The sequence below is a fragment of the Cupriavidus oxalaticus genome (assembly GCF_004768545.1).
In the GTDB taxonomy this organism is placed as follows: domain Bacteria; phylum Pseudomonadota; class Gammaproteobacteria; order Burkholderiales; family Burkholderiaceae; genus Cupriavidus; species Cupriavidus oxalaticus_A.
In genome coordinates, this window is record NZ_CP038637.1 from 63584 (window position 1) to 78935 (window position 15352).

General features: G+C 59.4%; 18 protein-coding genes. 11 read left to right on the forward strand and 7 right to left on the reverse strand.

All coding sequences use genetic code 11. From position 1 onward, the window contains the following. Positions 1-115: 115 nt before the first annotated feature. From E0W60_RS33870 to E0W60_RS33895, 6 genes are all read right to left on the reverse strand, one after another. Positions 116-559: a YcbK family protein gene (locus E0W60_RS33870; RefSeq protein ID WP_167884681.1), complete on the reverse strand. Its 444-nt coding sequence runs from the start codon at positions 557-559 to the stop codon at positions 116-118. Between the two features lie 92 nt (positions 560-651). Beyond that, positions 652-3513, reverse strand: a complete 2862-nt coding sequence (locus tag E0W60_RS33875; protein WP_135707214.1) for a hypothetical protein — start codon at positions 3511-3513, stop codon at positions 652-654. Between the two features lie 14 nt (positions 3514-3527). Beyond that, positions 3528-4526, reverse strand: coding sequence for a thioredoxin fold domain-containing protein (locus E0W60_RS33880; RefSeq protein ID WP_135707215.1), 999 nt, complete (start codon positions 4524-4526; stop codon positions 3528-3530). A 10-nt stretch (positions 4527-4536) separates the two neighbouring features. Further along, positions 4537-5655, reverse strand: a complete 1119-nt coding sequence (locus E0W60_RS33885; RefSeq protein WP_135707216.1) for a hypothetical protein — start codon at positions 5653-5655, stop codon at positions 4537-4539. Next, on the reverse strand, positions 5640-6116 hold the full coding sequence (locus tag E0W60_RS33890; protein ID WP_135707217.1) for a lytic transglycosylase domain-containing protein: 477 nt from the start codon (positions 6114-6116) through the stop codon (positions 5640-5642). The genes E0W60_RS33885 and E0W60_RS33890 overlap by 16 nt, the downstream gene beginning before the upstream one ends. Beyond that, positions 6113-6520 carry a hypothetical protein gene (locus E0W60_RS33895; protein WP_135707218.1) on the reverse strand — a complete coding sequence of 136 codons (408 nt, stop codon included), beginning with the start codon at positions 6518-6520 and terminating at the stop codon, positions 6113-6115. Before E0W60_RS33895 ends, E0W60_RS33890 begins: the two co-directional genes overlap by 4 nt. A 93-nt stretch (positions 6521-6613) precedes the next feature. On the opposite strand from E0W60_RS33895, the gene E0W60_RS33900 reads away from it, so the two are divergent. The 5 genes from E0W60_RS33900 to E0W60_RS33920 all read left to right on the forward strand — a co-directional run bounded on the left by E0W60_RS33900 (position 6614) and on the right by E0W60_RS33920 (position 10004). Beyond that, positions 6614-6844: a hypothetical protein gene (locus tag E0W60_RS33900; RefSeq protein ID WP_135707219.1), complete on the forward strand. Its 231-nt coding sequence runs from the start codon at positions 6614-6616 to the stop codon at positions 6842-6844. 449 nt (positions 6845-7293) lie between these two features. Continuing rightward, a complete protein-coding gene (locus E0W60_RS33905) occupies positions 7294-7593 on the forward strand; it encodes a type II toxin-antitoxin system Phd/YefM family antitoxin (RefSeq protein WP_135707220.1) in 300 nt (99 codons plus the stop codon). Further along, entirely contained in the window at positions 7568-7825 is a 258-nt protein-coding gene (locus E0W60_RS33910; RefSeq protein WP_135707221.1) for a type II toxin-antitoxin system RelE family toxin, read from the forward strand. Before E0W60_RS33905 ends, E0W60_RS33910 begins: the two co-directional genes overlap by 26 nt. A gap of 133 nt (positions 7826-7958) precedes the next feature. Beyond that, on the forward strand, positions 7959-9290 hold the full coding sequence (locus E0W60_RS33915; RefSeq protein ID WP_135707222.1) for a hypothetical protein: 1332 nt from the start codon (positions 7959-7961) through the stop codon (positions 9288-9290). A 90-nt stretch (positions 9291-9380) separates the two neighbouring features. Continuing rightward, positions 9381-10004 (forward strand): hypothetical protein, encoded by a 624-nt coding sequence (locus E0W60_RS33920; RefSeq protein ID WP_135707223.1) that lies wholly within the window; start codon positions 9381-9383, stop codon positions 10002-10004. 45 nt (positions 10005-10049) lie between these two features. Here E0W60_RS33920 and E0W60_RS33925 read toward each other — a convergent pair whose 3' ends face one another. Further along, positions 10050-10565 carry a hypothetical protein gene (locus E0W60_RS33925; RefSeq protein ID WP_135707224.1) on the reverse strand — a complete coding sequence of 172 codons (516 nt, stop codon included), beginning with the start codon at positions 10563-10565 and terminating at the stop codon, positions 10050-10052. Positions 10566-10721: 156 nt separating this feature from the next. On the opposite strand from E0W60_RS33925, the gene E0W60_RS37245 reads away from it, so the two are divergent. From E0W60_RS37245 to E0W60_RS33950, 6 genes are all read left to right on the forward strand, one after another. Next, positions 10722-10892, forward strand: a complete 171-nt coding sequence (locus E0W60_RS37245) for a hypothetical protein (RefSeq protein WP_167884682.1) — start codon at positions 10722-10724, stop codon at positions 10890-10892. Positions 10893-10994: 102 nt separating this feature from the next. Beyond that, positions 10995-11276: a hypothetical protein gene (locus tag E0W60_RS33930; protein ID WP_135707225.1), complete on the forward strand. Its 282-nt coding sequence runs from the start codon at positions 10995-10997 to the stop codon at positions 11274-11276. Between the two features lie 110 nt (positions 11277-11386). Continuing rightward, positions 11387-12055, forward strand: coding sequence for a hypothetical protein (locus E0W60_RS33935; protein ID WP_135707226.1), 669 nt, complete (start codon positions 11387-11389; stop codon positions 12053-12055). Between the two features lie 194 nt (positions 12056-12249). Then, the gene (gene istA, locus E0W60_RS33940; RefSeq protein WP_135707227.1) at positions 12250-13803 is read left to right on the forward strand and encodes an IS21 family transposase; all 1554 of its coding nucleotides are present in this window, start codon (positions 12250-12252) and stop codon (positions 13801-13803) included. 7 nt (positions 13804-13810) lie between these two features. After that, the gene (istB, locus tag E0W60_RS33945; protein WP_135707228.1) at positions 13811-14566 is read left to right on the forward strand and encodes an IS21-like element ISRme9 family helper ATPase IstB; all 756 of its coding nucleotides are present in this window, start codon (positions 13811-13813) and stop codon (positions 14564-14566) included. Between the two features lie 144 nt (positions 14567-14710). Continuing rightward, positions 14711-15220 (forward strand): DUF3800 domain-containing protein, encoded by a 510-nt coding sequence (locus E0W60_RS33950; RefSeq protein ID WP_135707229.1) that lies wholly within the window; start codon positions 14711-14713, stop codon positions 15218-15220. Positions 15221-15352: the final 132 nt, after the last annotated feature.

Consider the following 15352-nt stretch of genomic DNA (forward strand, 5'->3'; position numbering starts at 1 on the left):
GAGTGCTCCAGCGCGATTCTGTATCGCTTCAATTATACGGGGTTGCAAACAGGGAGAGCCTAAAACAGCCTCATCCAAAAGAGTGAGAAGAAATTACGGAGTGCTTTCTAGATCACTATCGTGCCCTCCATGTCCTCACACGCTCATCGACGTCGTTGTGTACGAAGTCCCTCTGGGTGTAGAACCCAACCCCGCCCTGCCGCGCCAGATAGGCCAAGCGCCCCAGATATTCAGCAGAGATCTCGCGGGTGCTGAAATCTACGGCCCGGAACACTCCCATCTGATTCGGCAAGTGCCGCGAATTCTGAACCCCACCTTCGCGGCTATTGGTGGAAACCACGCGGCATCCGGAGTGGACGACAAACGGGATCGTGTAACCGTAGGCCGACAGCCACGCCTGCTCCCAGGCCAGCAGCCGAAGCAGCGCAGGATGCGGGCTACCAGTAAAGCCGGCCTGGACGTCCCGGAGTAGGTACGCCGCAGCACGATATCCCTCAGGCGTAGCGAAGTCGATGCGCGCCTGGTCCTTGCCGCGGCGCAGCCACAGAACAGAAGGCATCGCGGCCTCCTGCCCCAATGCCTCATGCACCCCCACAGAAGGGGCAATCGCGGCTGCCGCCACGGCTGCGCGGAGGAAGTCTCGCCTCAACATCACCGCGCCTTGTTCGCCGATTTCTCGATGTTCGCCTGCATGCTTCCGAAGAGTTGCTCAATGTCTTCGATGCTCATGTCTTCAGCAGGCTGACTCCACTTCAACTGCGCTGAGATCTCGCTCTCGGTGGCCTTCACCGCCTCCTGTGGCTGCTCGCTACCGAGTGCCTCTTCCATGCGCACCAGCATGTCTGCCGCCTCCTGCGTAAAGCCGATGACGACTGGATTGGTCTCGACCTGGTGCGCGGTTCTCTGCGGCGGCTCCGGGTTCACGAGATCAACCTGTGCAGGGGTCAGATTGTGCTCGCGCTCCATAGTGCGCTCACTGGACGTGTCGCCATCAGCCTGTGGGCTGTCTTGATACTGGGCGAGCCATTCGTTCAGGCCACCATCTGAACTGTCGCTCGCGCTGCTGGCTGGACTACTGCCGCCTTCCGCACCGCGGACCTGCGCACTCGCCGCTTGGGCTTCTGGCAACGTGTCATAGTCATCCGGCACAGTAGCACTGACCGTCTTCTCCTTGATGCTCGACAGCACCGATGCAGGTCGCTGTGTAGACTCGGCAAACTCACGCACCAACTCTGCAAACGCATTCGACGCGGCTTTCTCCTGCAGCGGGGGATTGTGGTACGGCTCCGTACGGACAGCCGCCTCCTGGTTCGGTGCGGCAGGCACGATAGCAGGTGCTTCAGCCGCGAAATCAACACCTTCATACTGCTCGATGGCAGAGGGCTCCGGAGCCTGCTCTTCCTCGCCACCGGTTGCCTTCCAGTAGCGGCCTTGCTCATCGGGCTGGTGCGCGCGCAAAGCTGCCACCGCAGCCTGGTAATAGGCAATGCCGCGATTCACAGCGCCTTCGTTCGGATTCGCATCCTCGATCCTTAGCCACGTCTCACGGACCGCTGCGACGATGGGGTCATCGTTGGCTGGGTACTTCTTTGCGGTGCCCTCTCGGATTTTCTGCAGGATATGGGCAATGGTTGTGAAGCGACGGTCCGTCGCCTTGATTGGCTTCACCTTGCCTTTCAACTCGAAGAACTGCGGACGGTCTACCTGCAGGAAGCGGTTCAGACGGAAAGGCAGTTTGGTCTTCTTGAACGAGTGGAACCAGGTGAAGCTCCGTGCTCGCGTCACCTGGTCCTTGAAGATCAAGATGCCCTCCATCTCCTTGAGGGCCTTCAACTCCTGCAGCTCGATGCGATCTCGGCGCTGGATGGACCCCGTTAGCGCCTGATTGAAGTTCGTTGGAAAGAGGTTTCCAACACTCCCCTCATAGGAGCCCGTCTCGACGGTGATCGCCTGGCCAGCAACCTTCTTGAAGACCTCTAGCGTCTTGTCTGGATCCTCCAATGCCAACGTGTACTTGATCTTCGTGTTGGCAATCATCGAATCCACTTCTTCCTTGTTCTCTCCCTTTGCCATAGCCGCCACGTCTTGGCCCGCGGCGATCATCATGAAACCAAGGCTTCGCGCCTGAGCGAACATGAGCGCGATGCCCTCGGCAAAGTAGTAGCCCAGTTCGTCCATCGTGATGATGTACGGGGCCGGAGAGTTCGTTGCCTTGGTGTCGATGATCTCTGCGTAGGTACCTTCGAGTCTGTGACCAAGGTTCATCGCCATCATGAGGCGAATACTCGCGACCACGAGCTTGCCAAGGTTGGCCGCTTCCTGCGCGGACTTCTCCAATGTCGGGATCATGACCACCAGGATGCGCCGGTTCAGCAGCACATCCATCATGTCCACTTCGGAGTATTTGTCCTTGAAGATGTAGCCATACGTATCCATCAGCATGGAAAGCGTTCGCGCATATTGGCCGGTCAGGTACCCGTGCTGGTCATAGACACCCTGATCCCACTTGTCTGGCTTGTCCGCGAGATCTGGGCGGAAGCCAGGCAGGCCTGTCTCAAGGTAGGCCTTGATCGGCAGGAAGGCATACTCCGGAATTTCGCCTTTTTTACCTTTCAGGTAGAGCTTCACCAAGTTCGGAAGCGCCAGGTATTCCCGGATGACGCCGATGGATAGGGTTAGATTGCCAACTGCTCGCTCGTAACACAGCGTACGCAGCACGGCGTCCATCATGTTCACCGCCTTTTGCTGCCACTGCGCCCCATCCCCGCCCGCCTTTGGCAACAACGACGACGAGAGCTGCGACAGGAAATCTGGCGTGCCCTCGTACCACGGGTTCATGCTGTTCGAATGCTTCTCCGTGGATTTCTTGCGCTTGTACGGATCCGCACCGCCAGTCATGAAGTTGAGGACAAGGTAATCGTCCTCCCGACCGGTTCTGCGGCACATGCTCCACACCGCAGCGTGAAGGCTGGAATCAGCCTTGCCGTCCGAGTAGAAGAAGCCCGACCCCCACGCCAGGGCATTGAAGCAGATCGAGAGCAGCGTGACAGTCTTACCGGAGCCTGTCGTGCCCATCAGCAGCATATGCGTGCGAGCATCCGAGTTCGTGACCCAAAGCTCTTTGAGATGCTCTGCCTGATCGACGGAACGCTGATTGCCGAGGTGCAGGATGCCGTCTGCTTCCTTGCGTTTGATCACCTCCCCGGTACCATCCTTGTTCGGCTCCGCCGCTTCCAGCGTAGGGTCAATACCGCCGAGATGCTTTGGCATTCGCATCGGCAGCTGGAAACGCTGCCACGAATACCAGAGCTGCGTAAGCAGCATCACTACTGTGATCGGAAGCCATAGAAATGACAGTGCTATGGAAGCAACGGCGGCTCCCAGCTGGAATTTTGCATAGTTCCGTGGCTGCTTGAGCCAATCCCCAATCTTTTGCGCGATGGGGCGAGGGTCGAGCGTGATCCCCTGCTGGGATAGCTCCCGATTAGGCGCGGTCTGGTATGGATTGTTCACGGTCGTTCACCGCATCATCGATACTGCTTCACCAGGTCATTCAGATCCAGCAGCTGACCGTCTGCGTTGACCACCGATGGCGTTTGCGTGAGTCCCATCGCTTCAAACGCCTGGCGGTTCTTTTCAAGCCATTCCTTCCCCTTTGCGCACAACTCGGGGGCACGACCCTGCTTCTGAAACAGCTCTTCGTTCAACGTGCTTTCCTTACCGCGAACGTCGACCGCCATCGCGTCCCCCCATGCCGCTGCCTGCTGCTTCGAATCCCCCCGGCACAGCGCATCGACAGCCACTTCATCCGACCCGGGCTTGTAGGCAACGGGTAGGACGACAACCGGTTGATGCCGGGCAAGCTCCTGGATAGCGGGCTCAACCGCTCTGCATGCGGGGCATTTCGGGTCGGAAAAGACGTAGATCGATGGCGTGCCTTTCGTAAAGAGGACCGGGCTTACAGAAATCTGCCCGTCCGTGCTCGCAACGGGCGAGGCATGGGAAGTCGGCGTAGAAGGCAGCGCGGTAGGCGCGGCGATTCGGTTTGCTTCGGCAAGGATCGCGGCAGTCAGCTCTGGTGATTGAGATTTCGCGGTAGCGAGAGTTGCGATACTGCTGTACATGCCAAGGACAAGCAGCGGAACACCGACGTATAGCCCCAGCGTGCGCAGCCTTGCTTTCAGCCGCTCCACGAACGAGCGGCGATGGAATGCTCTGACGATGAGTCCATGTGCACGCTCGGCGTCCTCGTGCGATTGGAACCTTTCGAGAATGCGCAGCTTTTCGCCCGCATCCTCCGTAACGAAAACGATGGCGTAAGGCGCGGTAGCTGCATCGTCTTGCGAAGTGTCCCCGGGCCTGGCGGAAGCGACAGAGAAGGCATTCAGCGACGCTTCATTCGCCGAGGTCAACCGAACACGCGACAACGCCTTCATATGCCCGGTACCGGCGAAGAATGATGAGAGGGAGCCATCCGGCTCGATGCGCACAAAATCCTTCGGCTTTCGCTCAAACGAGATCTTCATTTCCTTTCCTTCACGGTCGGTTCAATAGCGAGAATTCTTCTTGCTTGCTGGACTGTTCGATGACGCCTGTGTCCTCGAGATACTTCCGAAGGCCTGCCAGGGCGTTGTCGACGTGTGGCTCCAACAGGACGCACCCGGCATCCCAAGCCACCTCTTCGGCTTGCATGTGATTGAAGACCCCAGCCGACTCCATCATTGGGGCCTTCCGGCCAGCGGTGTTGAGTGGATACCAGAGTGCCCGGTCGTGCGGTTTGAGCCAGATGAACTCCGAGGATGGCAGCGTGCCTAGTTCGCGTGCTTGAATGAGCATCGCCATCAGTAAAGTGCGCGGATACCTGTGCCTCTTGATCCAGACATCTACTTCTTTGCATTTCATGCAACGCTGGAACGCAGGTGTGGCCAAGGAGAAGTCAGGCCGCGAGCCTTCATTTGACGCGCTGTAGTTCAGTGCATCCATGAGTGCGCGACATGCCTCGAGGTCCTTGAAGAACACGCGGAGGCCGAGCACGGCGAATAATGCGCGTTCGGTGGGAGCCAGTTTCGCCAGCTGACGACGGTCCGCGACAGGTTGCCCGAGCTGCCGCGCGAGCAGCTCTCTAGTCCGGTCCTCGTCCAGGTGGTCTGAATAGATCAGCCCGTGCTCAGCAACCCATTCTTCCGGATGCACAGACGATGCCCACTCTGGCGGGTCTTCCTGAGAAAGATCCCGGTGCAGGATCGGAGCAACCGCAGAAAAGTTCTGGCTCTGCGCTTCCAGCAGGCTTTGAATGGTGTAGACGCTTTTTGATTTGAGGATCGGGTTGCGCAAGGCCTTAATGGAAAACCAGATGCCGAGTGAAACAGGAACAAAGGCCCAGAGATACCCCACTGCTGACCCAGCTACCCAGATCTCTTTGAACGTCACGACACGTGCATACTTGAAGTATGTGATCAGCTGCCACTGACGATCCCTTGCGAAGTCGAAGAGCTTGGCCCATGGGTAGATCTCGTAGCCCTTCCAGATCAGCAGTCGCTGCGCCATGGCCTCATGCCGGAAGGTCCACAGGAACCAGAAGAGCGCGACCGCGATCAGAATGCACATGCCGACCAGCGGGGCTGCCGAGCGGTCGTTCTTTATTTGATCTGACATCCGAACCTCTTTGCCGCGTTAGCCACCCGCAAGACATAGCCATAACCGATGACGGGGTCTGGGTTGTGATACTTCGCTACCCCAGTCCAGAAATCACGCGCGCGGTTCATTTCGTATCGCAGGACGTAACCAGCGCCGCGGATAGCAAGACACCGGTCTTGGACGATCTGTTGCGCCGTAATGCCGAAGTTGCGCTGGAAATAGCGGATCCAGAAGTCGTTGTGTTGCATGATTCCGTAATCGCGCGATCCGTCCCGATTTGGCCGGGACACCATATTGGTGCTCTTCGACCCAGAGGTTTCCACCTGGTGGATGCCGCGGAGGATGCAAGACGGCACCTGGTACTCCGCCTCTGCTGCGGCAAAGCACGCCTCCAGTTCTACGTCGTCCGAAGCAGCAGCGGTGGTTGCGATCAGTGCCGTCGCCGCAGCGACAAGTAGCTTCCGCTGGGCCCCCGTCATTGCGTTTCCTCGATCTCTTGAATGCAGACCAGCAGATGGCGTAGCTTCTCGGTCGAGAACAGCAAGGCGTATTCGCCTCCCTTCCGAATGCGATCCAGGCGGCGGTTGGCTTCCGGAATGGTTTCGACGTGATGTGGCCACTTATGCTCGATGGCGATCACGACTGGTATCGCGGCGGTAAACGGCACTGCTGCGAAAAAGCGGTTCAGCTCGACATGGCATGCTTCCAGGTCATCTCGCGACATGGCTGCGACCATCTTGGCCATGCGATTGGCTGCGGCTGCGATCTGCTGCTTGGGCATGCCTTGGTGCGGTGCATCGATCTGCCTTGCAACCATCCGGCCTAGTTCCGACTGCAGCAGCTCGATCAACGCCTCCCGTGGCTCTCCGAGCGTTGAGGCCATGTGTTAGGATCTCCTATAGTTCCGTATCGATATATCGATACGCATTGTAACGCCAAACCTAAAGTTGACTGGGAGGAAAAATTGACTGAGTCGATGAAGCAGGAGCAACCGCGCGCCCAGACAGTTAAGCACGCGGAAGAGGAAGGCTCTACCCAGGAACTCAGCCACCTGGCGAGTCTTGCGGGTCTCGGGCTGATCGGACACGTGGCAGACCTTGCCGAGGCCGGTTGCGAGGAAATCGTCGGCGAGCGCCCGGGCGGTTCGGTCCTTGCAACTGATCCCCGCGCAGCGGTGGAGCCGCGCAAGCGCTACACCCCCAGGTGAAGTCAGACCGAGAATCGAGAGCCCGCCTCAAGGCGGGCTTCTTTTTTTTGTCACTGCTTGCCAACTGTCGTTTGCCACCGGGGCCCAGAGTCAAAGTCCTTTTGTGTCAATAACTTAGGATGACTCTTGCCATCTCCGAATGGCAGCCTTTCGCCACAAGGTTCGAGAGTTCCTCCATTGTTTGCCAAGTGGTCCCAGAGTTCTTGAAGTCGACGCGTCCAAGGCCCTACCGATGTGTTTTCCTCCGGCCAAGTCTCCCTTGGTACACAGAGGTGGCTAAAGTAGCTACTTTGACTAATGTGGCTGGAGTGACTAGAATAGGCTTGGGGCAACCCCATGATAGCGGTCGAACGGGTAGCAACTTGGGGCGGGTAGGCCCCTTATCTAGGACTATTCATCGCCATACTTCGTTTACGTGATGTCTAGGTCGCACCAGCGGCCAAAATGTTATGACTAATATTGCACTCGAGAAGACGGTCACGGCTAAGGAGGCGAAGAATCGCCTCGGAGAAGTGATCGACGAGAGCATTGCCCATCCAGTTGGCATTTCTCGCAATGGCCGGCTTGTCAGCGTCTTGGTCTCGGAGCGCCTGTTTCAGTCGATGCAGGCGCGTCTTGAGGAATTGGAAGATGCTGATTGGCTGCGTCGCGCGCGAGAAGCCCGGGCGGGGGGCTTTGCACCGGCCACGGAAGTCGCTGCCTTAATCGGCCGACTGGAACAGGATGCTGACGCTAAACCTAACGAATGACGCCGTAAAGTTTGTAAATGGGCTTCCGCCCAAGCAGTACACGCAGGTAATGCGCAAGGTCATTGACCTACTGCGCAATCCCCGGCCCAACGACTCAATCCAGTTGAAGGGTGCAACAGATGGCGAGCGGCGAACCGATATTGGTGAGTACCGCATCATCTACCGCCACGACGAGGGTGCTTTGTATATTGACGTAATTGGCAAGCGAAATGATGGAGCCGTATATCGCTAGCAATCCCAAGGCGCCCCAGGCGCCTTTTCTTAACCCGGGGCAAGCTGATAACCGCTTCTAGGCATGCGTTTGGATCCTATAAAGGACACTTCGGATTTGGCTCTGACCACCTAGTCAGGTCAGACACTTCACCATGCTTACCACCGACATCTATGCGGCCGACACACCGCGCGTATACCAGGATTTCGCCGCATTGGTGGGCGAGAAGTCGTGGCGCAAGCCCGCAGAGGACCTGCTAAGCCATACCCGACGCAGCCCCTTCTTGCGAGAGCACTATCGGCGCACTCACGCAATCACCTTTGCGATGCAACAGTGCAGTACGCTCGCGCACCGCCACGGCGTGCTACTGCCGCACCGGGTGAGCGAGCACGGACTGGAGAGAGCTGTCGCGTTCATGGCGCAGGTGGTCTCGCTGCACGCGGGCCTGTCCGCGCCGATGCGCCCACGCTTCCTGGCTCGCGTGCGCAATGCGCTGCGCAAGTCTGAAGAGATGCGTGGACTGCAGCTAGAGCTGAGTGCCGCGACGCATTTCGCCCGGCAAGGCAGGGCAGTTCGCTGGCCGGAACTGGAGCCCGACGCGCCGGCGATGGCCGGCGCCACCTACGATCTACTCGTCGAAGATCTCGGCAGCGCTGGGCTGGAAGTCGAGTGCAAGGCCGTGTCGCATGACAAGGGACGCGTCCTAGTGCGCGAATCGCTGACTGCGTTCTCGGAGGCATTGCGGCACGTGTGCGGCGCCGTTTCGCATGACCTGCGAGGCGGCCTGATGGTCGTGGTGACGGTCCCCGATCAGTTGCCCGCGTCCAGCCAGGACCAGCAGGCGCTGGCGCGCGACATCCATGCGGCAGTGCTTGCCAATCAGTCGCAGACCCGGGACGACGGCGTGCAAGTGCGCATCGAAGCTTTCGACATGGCGGCACTGCGCGATGTCGACTTGATTCACGACGGAGCCGCTGCTCGCGCGGTGGCTGAGGCGCTCACCGGCACCCGCAACCGGCACGTCGTCGTGATGGGCCGGCGAAATCGGGGCGCCCTATTGATTGTGGTGCAGAGCGCCAGGGCCGACAGCCTGCGCGATGCAATCCAAGCCACGCTGCGCACGGCACGGCGTCAGCTTACCGGACACCGCCCCGGCATGGTGCTGCTGGGGTTCGATGGCATTGAGGCTGAGCAGCTTATGCAGATCGCCCGTCAGGACCACACGCCCGGATTGCCGCCGACCGTATTAGCACTCGCGGCCAGCGCGGCACTTGGCGGCCCGGACCGCGAACACCTAGTCTGCGTGGGGTTCCTAAGCAACACCCATCAACGGGAGTGCGACGATCAGGGGCGGCTCGCCTACACTGGCGCGGCTTACCACTTTACCAATCGACATTCCCCATACTGGCACGTCGACTTCGGCCTAATGTTCGGCGGTGCTCAAGGACAGCCGGGGGCGAGCACGCAGAACACGCGAGCGGCCTGAGCGCGAGGGCGATTTCACCCTCCTGTGAGGGTCGGATAAAACGCCCCGAGTTGGCGACTAAGGCTAATCAAGGCAATTGGAGAAAGGCCAATGAGCAGCAGTGAAGTGCGAGTGAGAATTTTACTCAGACGAGCTGTGGACGATCCTGCAGTGGATTCGTCCGAATTTCAGGCTGAACTGCGCACCTTCAGCGGCGCGTTAAAGTCCGCGGGAGTCGCTTACTCCCAAACGGCAATGGCATTCGATTCTGCCGCGGTTATGGGTTATCCGCTGGCCGAGTTCGCCATCAAGGAATTGGCGCCATATGCAGCTTCAGTTGCGGCAGCGTTGACAGCGTGGATCGCGGGACGCTACGGGCGCAAAGTGCGACTCAAGGTCGGGGACCTGGAACTAGAAGCTAAAAGCCCGGAGGAGATTAAACAACTCCTACATCTGGCTCAGGAATATCAAACAAAGCGGATGCACCAAGATGTCGCGGTGGCAGGCTCAGATGAGCGAGTCGCGACGTATCGGCTATGGGTTGGAGTCCCAGGGAGCCGTCACGTTGAGATCGAAGATAATGACGCACGAAACTTTGCGAGAAAGGTACTATTGAAATACCCAGATGGCCTACCAAATTTCTCGACCAACACCGCACACACCATAGCGATAGTCGGGCAGGTGCCGCTGCAAGGGATTCGGGCACAACGCTGGCTCCTTAATAACGGAAAGTAGCCATCCAGCTGCACCAGGTGCGTGTTCAGACGCATCCGAGAGTTATCATTTCGGCTCGATCTCCATATGGGTAGCCATCCATGCCTGCAGCGATGACGCGTCGCGAGCCATCACAACATCCCACACGACCGGATCCCAACGCGGATCCGGCCAGTCGGTGAAGCGGATATGAAACGTCCTCGCTCCCTTGCTTCGGTCCCGCTCCGAAACGCTGTCAAACTGAACTGCAGCCACCGATGCAAGCGGCAGGACAAAAGTCATGTCGTTGGATGACAGGTGTGGTGGTCGAACAGATGTCGTATGGAGATGAATCAGTGCGATCTTTTTCCGCGGGGCGTCAACGGCTAAATGCCAATCGTCACCGTGGAAGGTGGCGGTCGCGGTGAACGGTTCCGCCTGATTGCGTTGCACTCCATCAAGGGAGTCGTTGGCCCGCTTTGAATCTCTGGACAGCACCCACAGGAGCGCGGAGAGCGCCACACAGAATCCTAGTATCAACCACATATTCCCCTCCCGCCGCGCGGTGGTTTTCCAGTTTTTGCCTTGAAGCGTCATTTTCAACTGACCACCGTCGCGCGATCAACCCTGTAGCGGTACAAGAATCAAGAGAGACCAAAAGCGATCCTATGCCCTACCGAAGGGGGGTGCACAGGTAGCGCGGAGCCGTGCGGAAATCTGCAGAAAGCCGGAAGGAAACGGAATCGATGGGCCAGAAACGTGGTTGGATCCTGCGCGGATGGCAATGCCTATCTGTACCCCGCTGTGAGCGACGTCGGCTTCACCACCGAGCTGAGCGAGGCCGGTGCCTTCGATTCGCGCGGGCAGGCAGAAATGGCGGCGCAGGACCACTGCAACCCGGGCTACGTCATCCTGCGCGAATCGCGCTGAGGTGAGGTGAGCTTCTGACATCCGAACAAGGCGTTCTGATATCAGAATTCCGACTGACAAGCAGCAAGAGTCGACAACATTACTCCTCAGGATTGGAGCCGCATGAAACGAATCACCGCATTGCTTTCGATACTCTGGCTAACGGGATGCCAAACGCAACCGGTCGACACGCAGCTTGCCGGAGACGCCGCAATCAGTCGTGTGGAAAACTGCGTGTGTTATGCCAGCGTCGAGGGCCAAAAGCTCAAGCCCTGGGAGTATGGCTGGAATGATCCTGCGAAGCTGCGGACCCAAATAGCGCGATGTACTTGCCAGGCAGATATTGATGTCAAGAATGTCCGCGATCCTAGCCGCTACGTTACCCCAGGCACCGTGCTCAAGTAGCGATTTTGCTGATTCAGCCGTCCGTCCGGACATCGAGGAGGGTGTTGCCGCAACTCTTTCCTTCCAGATACAGTGTGTCTTTCCCCTGCAAACCATTGGAATATGTCGGTATGGCCGATAACGCCCTGCACCTAGTCGATGCCCTCCACGGAGAAAAGGCCGCCGCTCCTGCAGAGATGGACCCTGCGGAGAAAAAGCGCCTCAAACTGGAGAATGAGAAGAAGAGCCTCCTCGCCTCGTTGGCTGGTGGCGACTTCTCCGACCAGCGCACGCGGGTCGCGATGATTCTCAACTTGTACCCACAGTCAAGAAACAGCGATGTCGTACTGGCACTAAAGTATTGGGAAACTTTCAACGCGGACGTCTACAACCCAGCCGGCATCCTGCCAGCTGACTTGTTCAAGCTTGAACGCATCCCGCTCCTCGCCCGCGCACGTGCGAAGATCCAGAACGAGTATGGCTTGTTTCAGGCCGACGACGGCGTGCGAAAACGTCGCAAGAACCGCGAGGAAGAGATGTTCGCCGCGGTGATCAACGACGTGGCTCCAACGCCGACTATGAACGTCTATGCCGATGAGACTGGGAAAACTGCGGCGTACGTCATTGTTGGCGCGGTATGGGTCCTCAATGGACGCGCGGTTTGGGAGGTGACCGACGCCATTGAGAAGTGGCGTAAGACCTCGGCATGTGCGTATTTCGGGGCGCGTGATCAGCGATTTCGGGGGAACGTGATCACCTGTTTCGGTGGGAAGCTGATCGCTGATTTCGGCGGAACGTGATCACTTCGGCGACGCCGCCGAAATCGATGATCACGATCCCGAAACGAGTGATCACGTTGCCGAAATAGGTGATCAAGCAGCCGAAACGGGTGATCACGCACCGTAATGGGGCCGGGCAAGGGCTGGGGGGTGGGACTGCGCATGGACTAGAACGCCGGCGATACGCTGCATCCTTTTTCCAAGGAAGCAAGCTGATGCCGGCCAACCGGATGACCATGCGCAAGATCAAGGAAGTGCTTCGCCTGAAGTGGGCGTGTGGCCTTTCGCACCGGCAGATCGCTAGGGCGACGGGTGTGAGTGTTGGCGCCGTTTCGCAGTACGCGGCGATGGCGAAGGCAGCGGGGCTGGATTGGCCGCTGGCGGACAGCCTGAACGAGGATACGCTGGAGCAGCGGCTGTTCGGCGCGCAGAAGCCGGCCAACACCCCGGGCGGGCGGGTGACGCCGGACTTCCCCCATCTGCATCGCGAGCTGCGCCGCAAGGGCGTGACCCTGCAGTTGCTGTGGGAGGAATACCTGGAGGCGAATCCAGGGGTTCCCATTTACCAATACACGCAGTTTTGCTGCCGTTACCGGGACTGGGCAGCGACACTCAAGCGGTCCATGCGCCAGCAGCACCGCGCCGGCGAAAAGCTGTTCACCGACTTCGCCGGTCAGATGGTGCCGATTCTGGATGCAGAGGGCGGCCTTGCCTTCGAAGCCAGCATCTTCGTCGCCGTGCTTGGCGCGTCGAATTACACATACGCGTGCGCCACCCGGGGGCAGACCACCGCCGACTGGATCGGGGGAATGGTCTGCGCGATGGAATTCGCCGGCGGCGTGCCCGAGCTGCTTGTGCCGGACAACCCGCGCGCGCTGGTGGCTCGCCCTGACCGATACGAGCCAGTGCTGTCCCGAACTGCAGAAGACTTCGTTCATCACTACGGCACGGCCATGCTGCCGGCACGGCCGCGCAAACCGCAAGACAAGGCCAAGGTCGAGACCGGCGTGCTGATCGTCGAGCGGTGGATCCTGGCGCGGCTGCGCAACCACCGCTTTTACAGCTTGGGCGAGCTCAACAAGGCTATCAAGAAGCTCGTCGCCGACCTGAACGACCGACCGTTCAAGAAGCTGCCCGGCACGCGCCGGGAGTGGTTCGAGCGGTTGGACCGGCCAGTGCTGCGACCGCTGCCGCCGCGGCGCTACGAAGTTGCAACATTCAAGCAGTGCCGCGTCAACGTCGATTACCACGTCGAGATCGACGGCCACTACTACAGCGTGCCGCATGCCCTGGTGCGCAAGGCGGTGGAGGCCCGCGTGACCCGCCACACCATCGAGATCTTGTACGGTGGCAAGCGCGTGGCGCTGCACGCGCGCAATACCCGCAAGGGCAGCCACAGCACAGTCAAGGAACATATGCCGGTGGCGCACCGAGCCCACCTCGAATGGACGCCAGGCCGGCTGCTCAACTGGGCAGCCTCGATCGGGCCCAGCGTCGCCGTCATCGTCCAATACCAGCTCACCCACAAGAGCCATCCTGAGATGGGCTATCGCGCCTGCCTGGGTCTGCTAAGTCTGGCCAAGAAGTACGGCAACGACCGACTCGAAGCCGCTTGCGCCCGCGCCGTTGCCATTGGCTCGCTCACGCGTAAGTCGGTGGTCTCCATCCTTGAAAACCATCTGGACCGGCAAGCCACTCTGCCGGTATCCCAAACCGAGTGGCATTCCCCCATGCACGACAACGTGCGCGGACCCGACTACTACCATTAGGAAAACTATGCTGATGCAACACACAGTCGGCCAGCTCAAGGCCCTCAAGCTCGACGGGATGGCACGGGCCTTCGAGGAACAGTCTGTCCTGACTGCCAGCTCCAGCCTGCCGTTCGAGGAACGCTTCTCCATGCTGGTCGACCGGGAGATTGCTTGGCGCGACACCCGGCGCCTGGAGCGGCTGCTGCGCACTGCCAAGCTCAAGCACACCCAGGCATGCCTTGAGGATGTGGTCTATGACGGCAGCCGCGGCCTTGATCAGCGGCTGGTCGCTACCCTGGCCAGTTGCGACTGGATCCGCAACGCTCAGAGCCTCATCCTGACCGGGGCGACCGGTGCCGGCAAGTCCTGGTTGGCCTGTGCGTTTGCCCAGCAGGCCTGTCGGCAGGGATTCTCTGCTCTCTATCTGCGGGTGCCTCGACTGTTCGAGGAGCTGCAGATCGCCCACGGCGACGGGAGCTTCACCCGCCGCCTGGCACAACTCGCGCGCATCGATGTCCTGGTGCTGGACGACTGGGGCCTACAGGAGCCTTCTGAAAGCGCTCGCGGCGATCTGCTGGAAGTTCTGGACGATCGCGTCGGCACCCGCTCGACCATCGTGACAAGCCAGCTCCCGATCGAGCATTGGCACCAGTGGCTGAATGATCCGACGCTGGCTGACGCCATCCTGGACCGGCTGGTCCACCAGGCGCACAAGGTGTCGCTCAAAGGCGAATCCATGCGCAAGCGCACGGCAACCGACGCCAATAAACGGGCATCGTGATCACCTACGCTACAATCTCCTGACCGCGCAGTACCACCTTCCTTCCCTGATCACGTTCGCCGAAACCGCTGATCACCTTCACCGAAATCCGCATCGGCATGGGCGGCGCGGGAAATCCACTTTGCCCGGTTTGGCAAGGGTGACATGGCCACGCTTCTCGAATACCTCGACACCATCCAGGCCCACCGAGAATTCCTAAGCTTCAAACTCATCGCCTTTGAGCGAGCCCGCACGAGACGAAGCATCGAAGAAGTGGTCGCGAAATTGCACGAGCACATGCTGTCGCAGGGTCTCCGACATGAAGTTGAGAATCGACGCGTTGCCCTACCACGCGATGTGCGCGTGACGCTTGATGAGGAACAGTCGCTGGACGGCATTGCGCTGGCGGAAATGAAGAATACCCTCGCCGCACACTTCCAGCGCGACTTCCCGGAGCAAGCAACCATCTCCGAGATCGCCACCATCTCGTCGCGCAAGAGTCCGCTGGTGCAGTTGGCCGATTTGATCGCCGGCGCGGCTAATCGTCGGCTCAATCCGCAGCCGGAGCGGAACCATAAGGACGAGATGGCGGATGCAGTGCTAGAACGCCTCGGCCTGGTGATGCGACAGGACGAGATTCCTGGCCTCGATGCTGCTGCTATGTTCGTCCTCTAGCTTCGCCGCTCACCACGGATTTGTGGCCTGGGGCGCGCGACTCGCCGCAGATCCAATTCGGTAACATCGTGGACTTGATGGCTGAGCGAGGATGGTTCTACCCACTCCTGAATCCATAAGAGCCAGCATGGG

Excerpts from the sequence above, each read along its gene's own strand:
- E0W60_RS33915 (WP_135707222.1), top strand. The coding sequence starts at position 7,959 with ATGCTTACCACCGACATCTATGCGGCCGACACACCGCGCGTATACCAG.
- E0W60_RS33885 (WP_135707216.1), bottom strand. The coding sequence starts at position 5,655 with ATGTCAGATCAAATAAAGAACGACCGCTCGGCAGCCCCGCTGGTCGGC.
- E0W60_RS33920 (WP_135707223.1), top strand. The coding sequence starts at position 9,381 with ATGAGCAGCAGTGAAGTGCGAGTGAGAATTTTACTCAGACGAGCTGTG.
- E0W60_RS33880 (WP_135707215.1), bottom strand. The coding sequence starts at position 4,526 with ATGAAGATCTCGTTTGAGCGAAAGCCGAAGGATTTTGTGCGCATCGAG.
- E0W60_RS33900 (WP_135707219.1), top strand. The coding sequence starts at position 6,614 with ATGAAGCAGGAGCAACCGCGCGCCCAGACAGTTAAGCACGCGGAAGAG.
- E0W60_RS33890 (WP_135707217.1), bottom strand. The coding sequence starts at position 6,116 with ATGACGGGGGCCCAGCGGAAGCTACTTGTCGCTGCGGCGACGGCACTG.
- E0W60_RS33870 (WP_167884681.1), bottom strand. The coding sequence starts at position 559 with ATGCCTTCTGTTCTGTGGCTGCGCCGCGGCAAGGACCAGGCGCGCATC.
- istB (WP_135707228.1), top strand. The coding sequence starts at position 13,811 with ATGCTGATGCAACACACAGTCGGCCAGCTCAAGGCCCTCAAGCTCGAC.
- E0W60_RS33935 (WP_135707226.1), top strand. The coding sequence starts at position 11,387 with ATGGCCGATAACGCCCTGCACCTAGTCGATGCCCTCCACGGAGAAAAG.
- E0W60_RS33950 (WP_135707229.1), top strand. The coding sequence starts at position 14,711 with ATGGCCACGCTTCTCGAATACCTCGACACCATCCAGGCCCACCGAGAA.
- E0W60_RS33905 (WP_135707220.1), top strand. The coding sequence starts at position 7,294 with ATGACTAATATTGCACTCGAGAAGACGGTCACGGCTAAGGAGGCGAAG.
- istA (WP_135707227.1), top strand. The coding sequence starts at position 12,250 with ATGCCGGCCAACCGGATGACCATGCGCAAGATCAAGGAAGTGCTTCGC.
- E0W60_RS33910 (WP_135707221.1), top strand. The coding sequence starts at position 7,568 with ATGCTGACGCTAAACCTAACGAATGACGCCGTAAAGTTTGTAAATGGG.
- E0W60_RS33895 (WP_135707218.1), bottom strand. The coding sequence starts at position 6,520 with ATGGCCTCAACGCTCGGAGAGCCACGGGAGGCGTTGATCGAGCTGCTG.
- E0W60_RS33930 (WP_135707225.1), top strand. The coding sequence starts at position 10,995 with ATGAAACGAATCACCGCATTGCTTTCGATACTCTGGCTAACGGGATGC.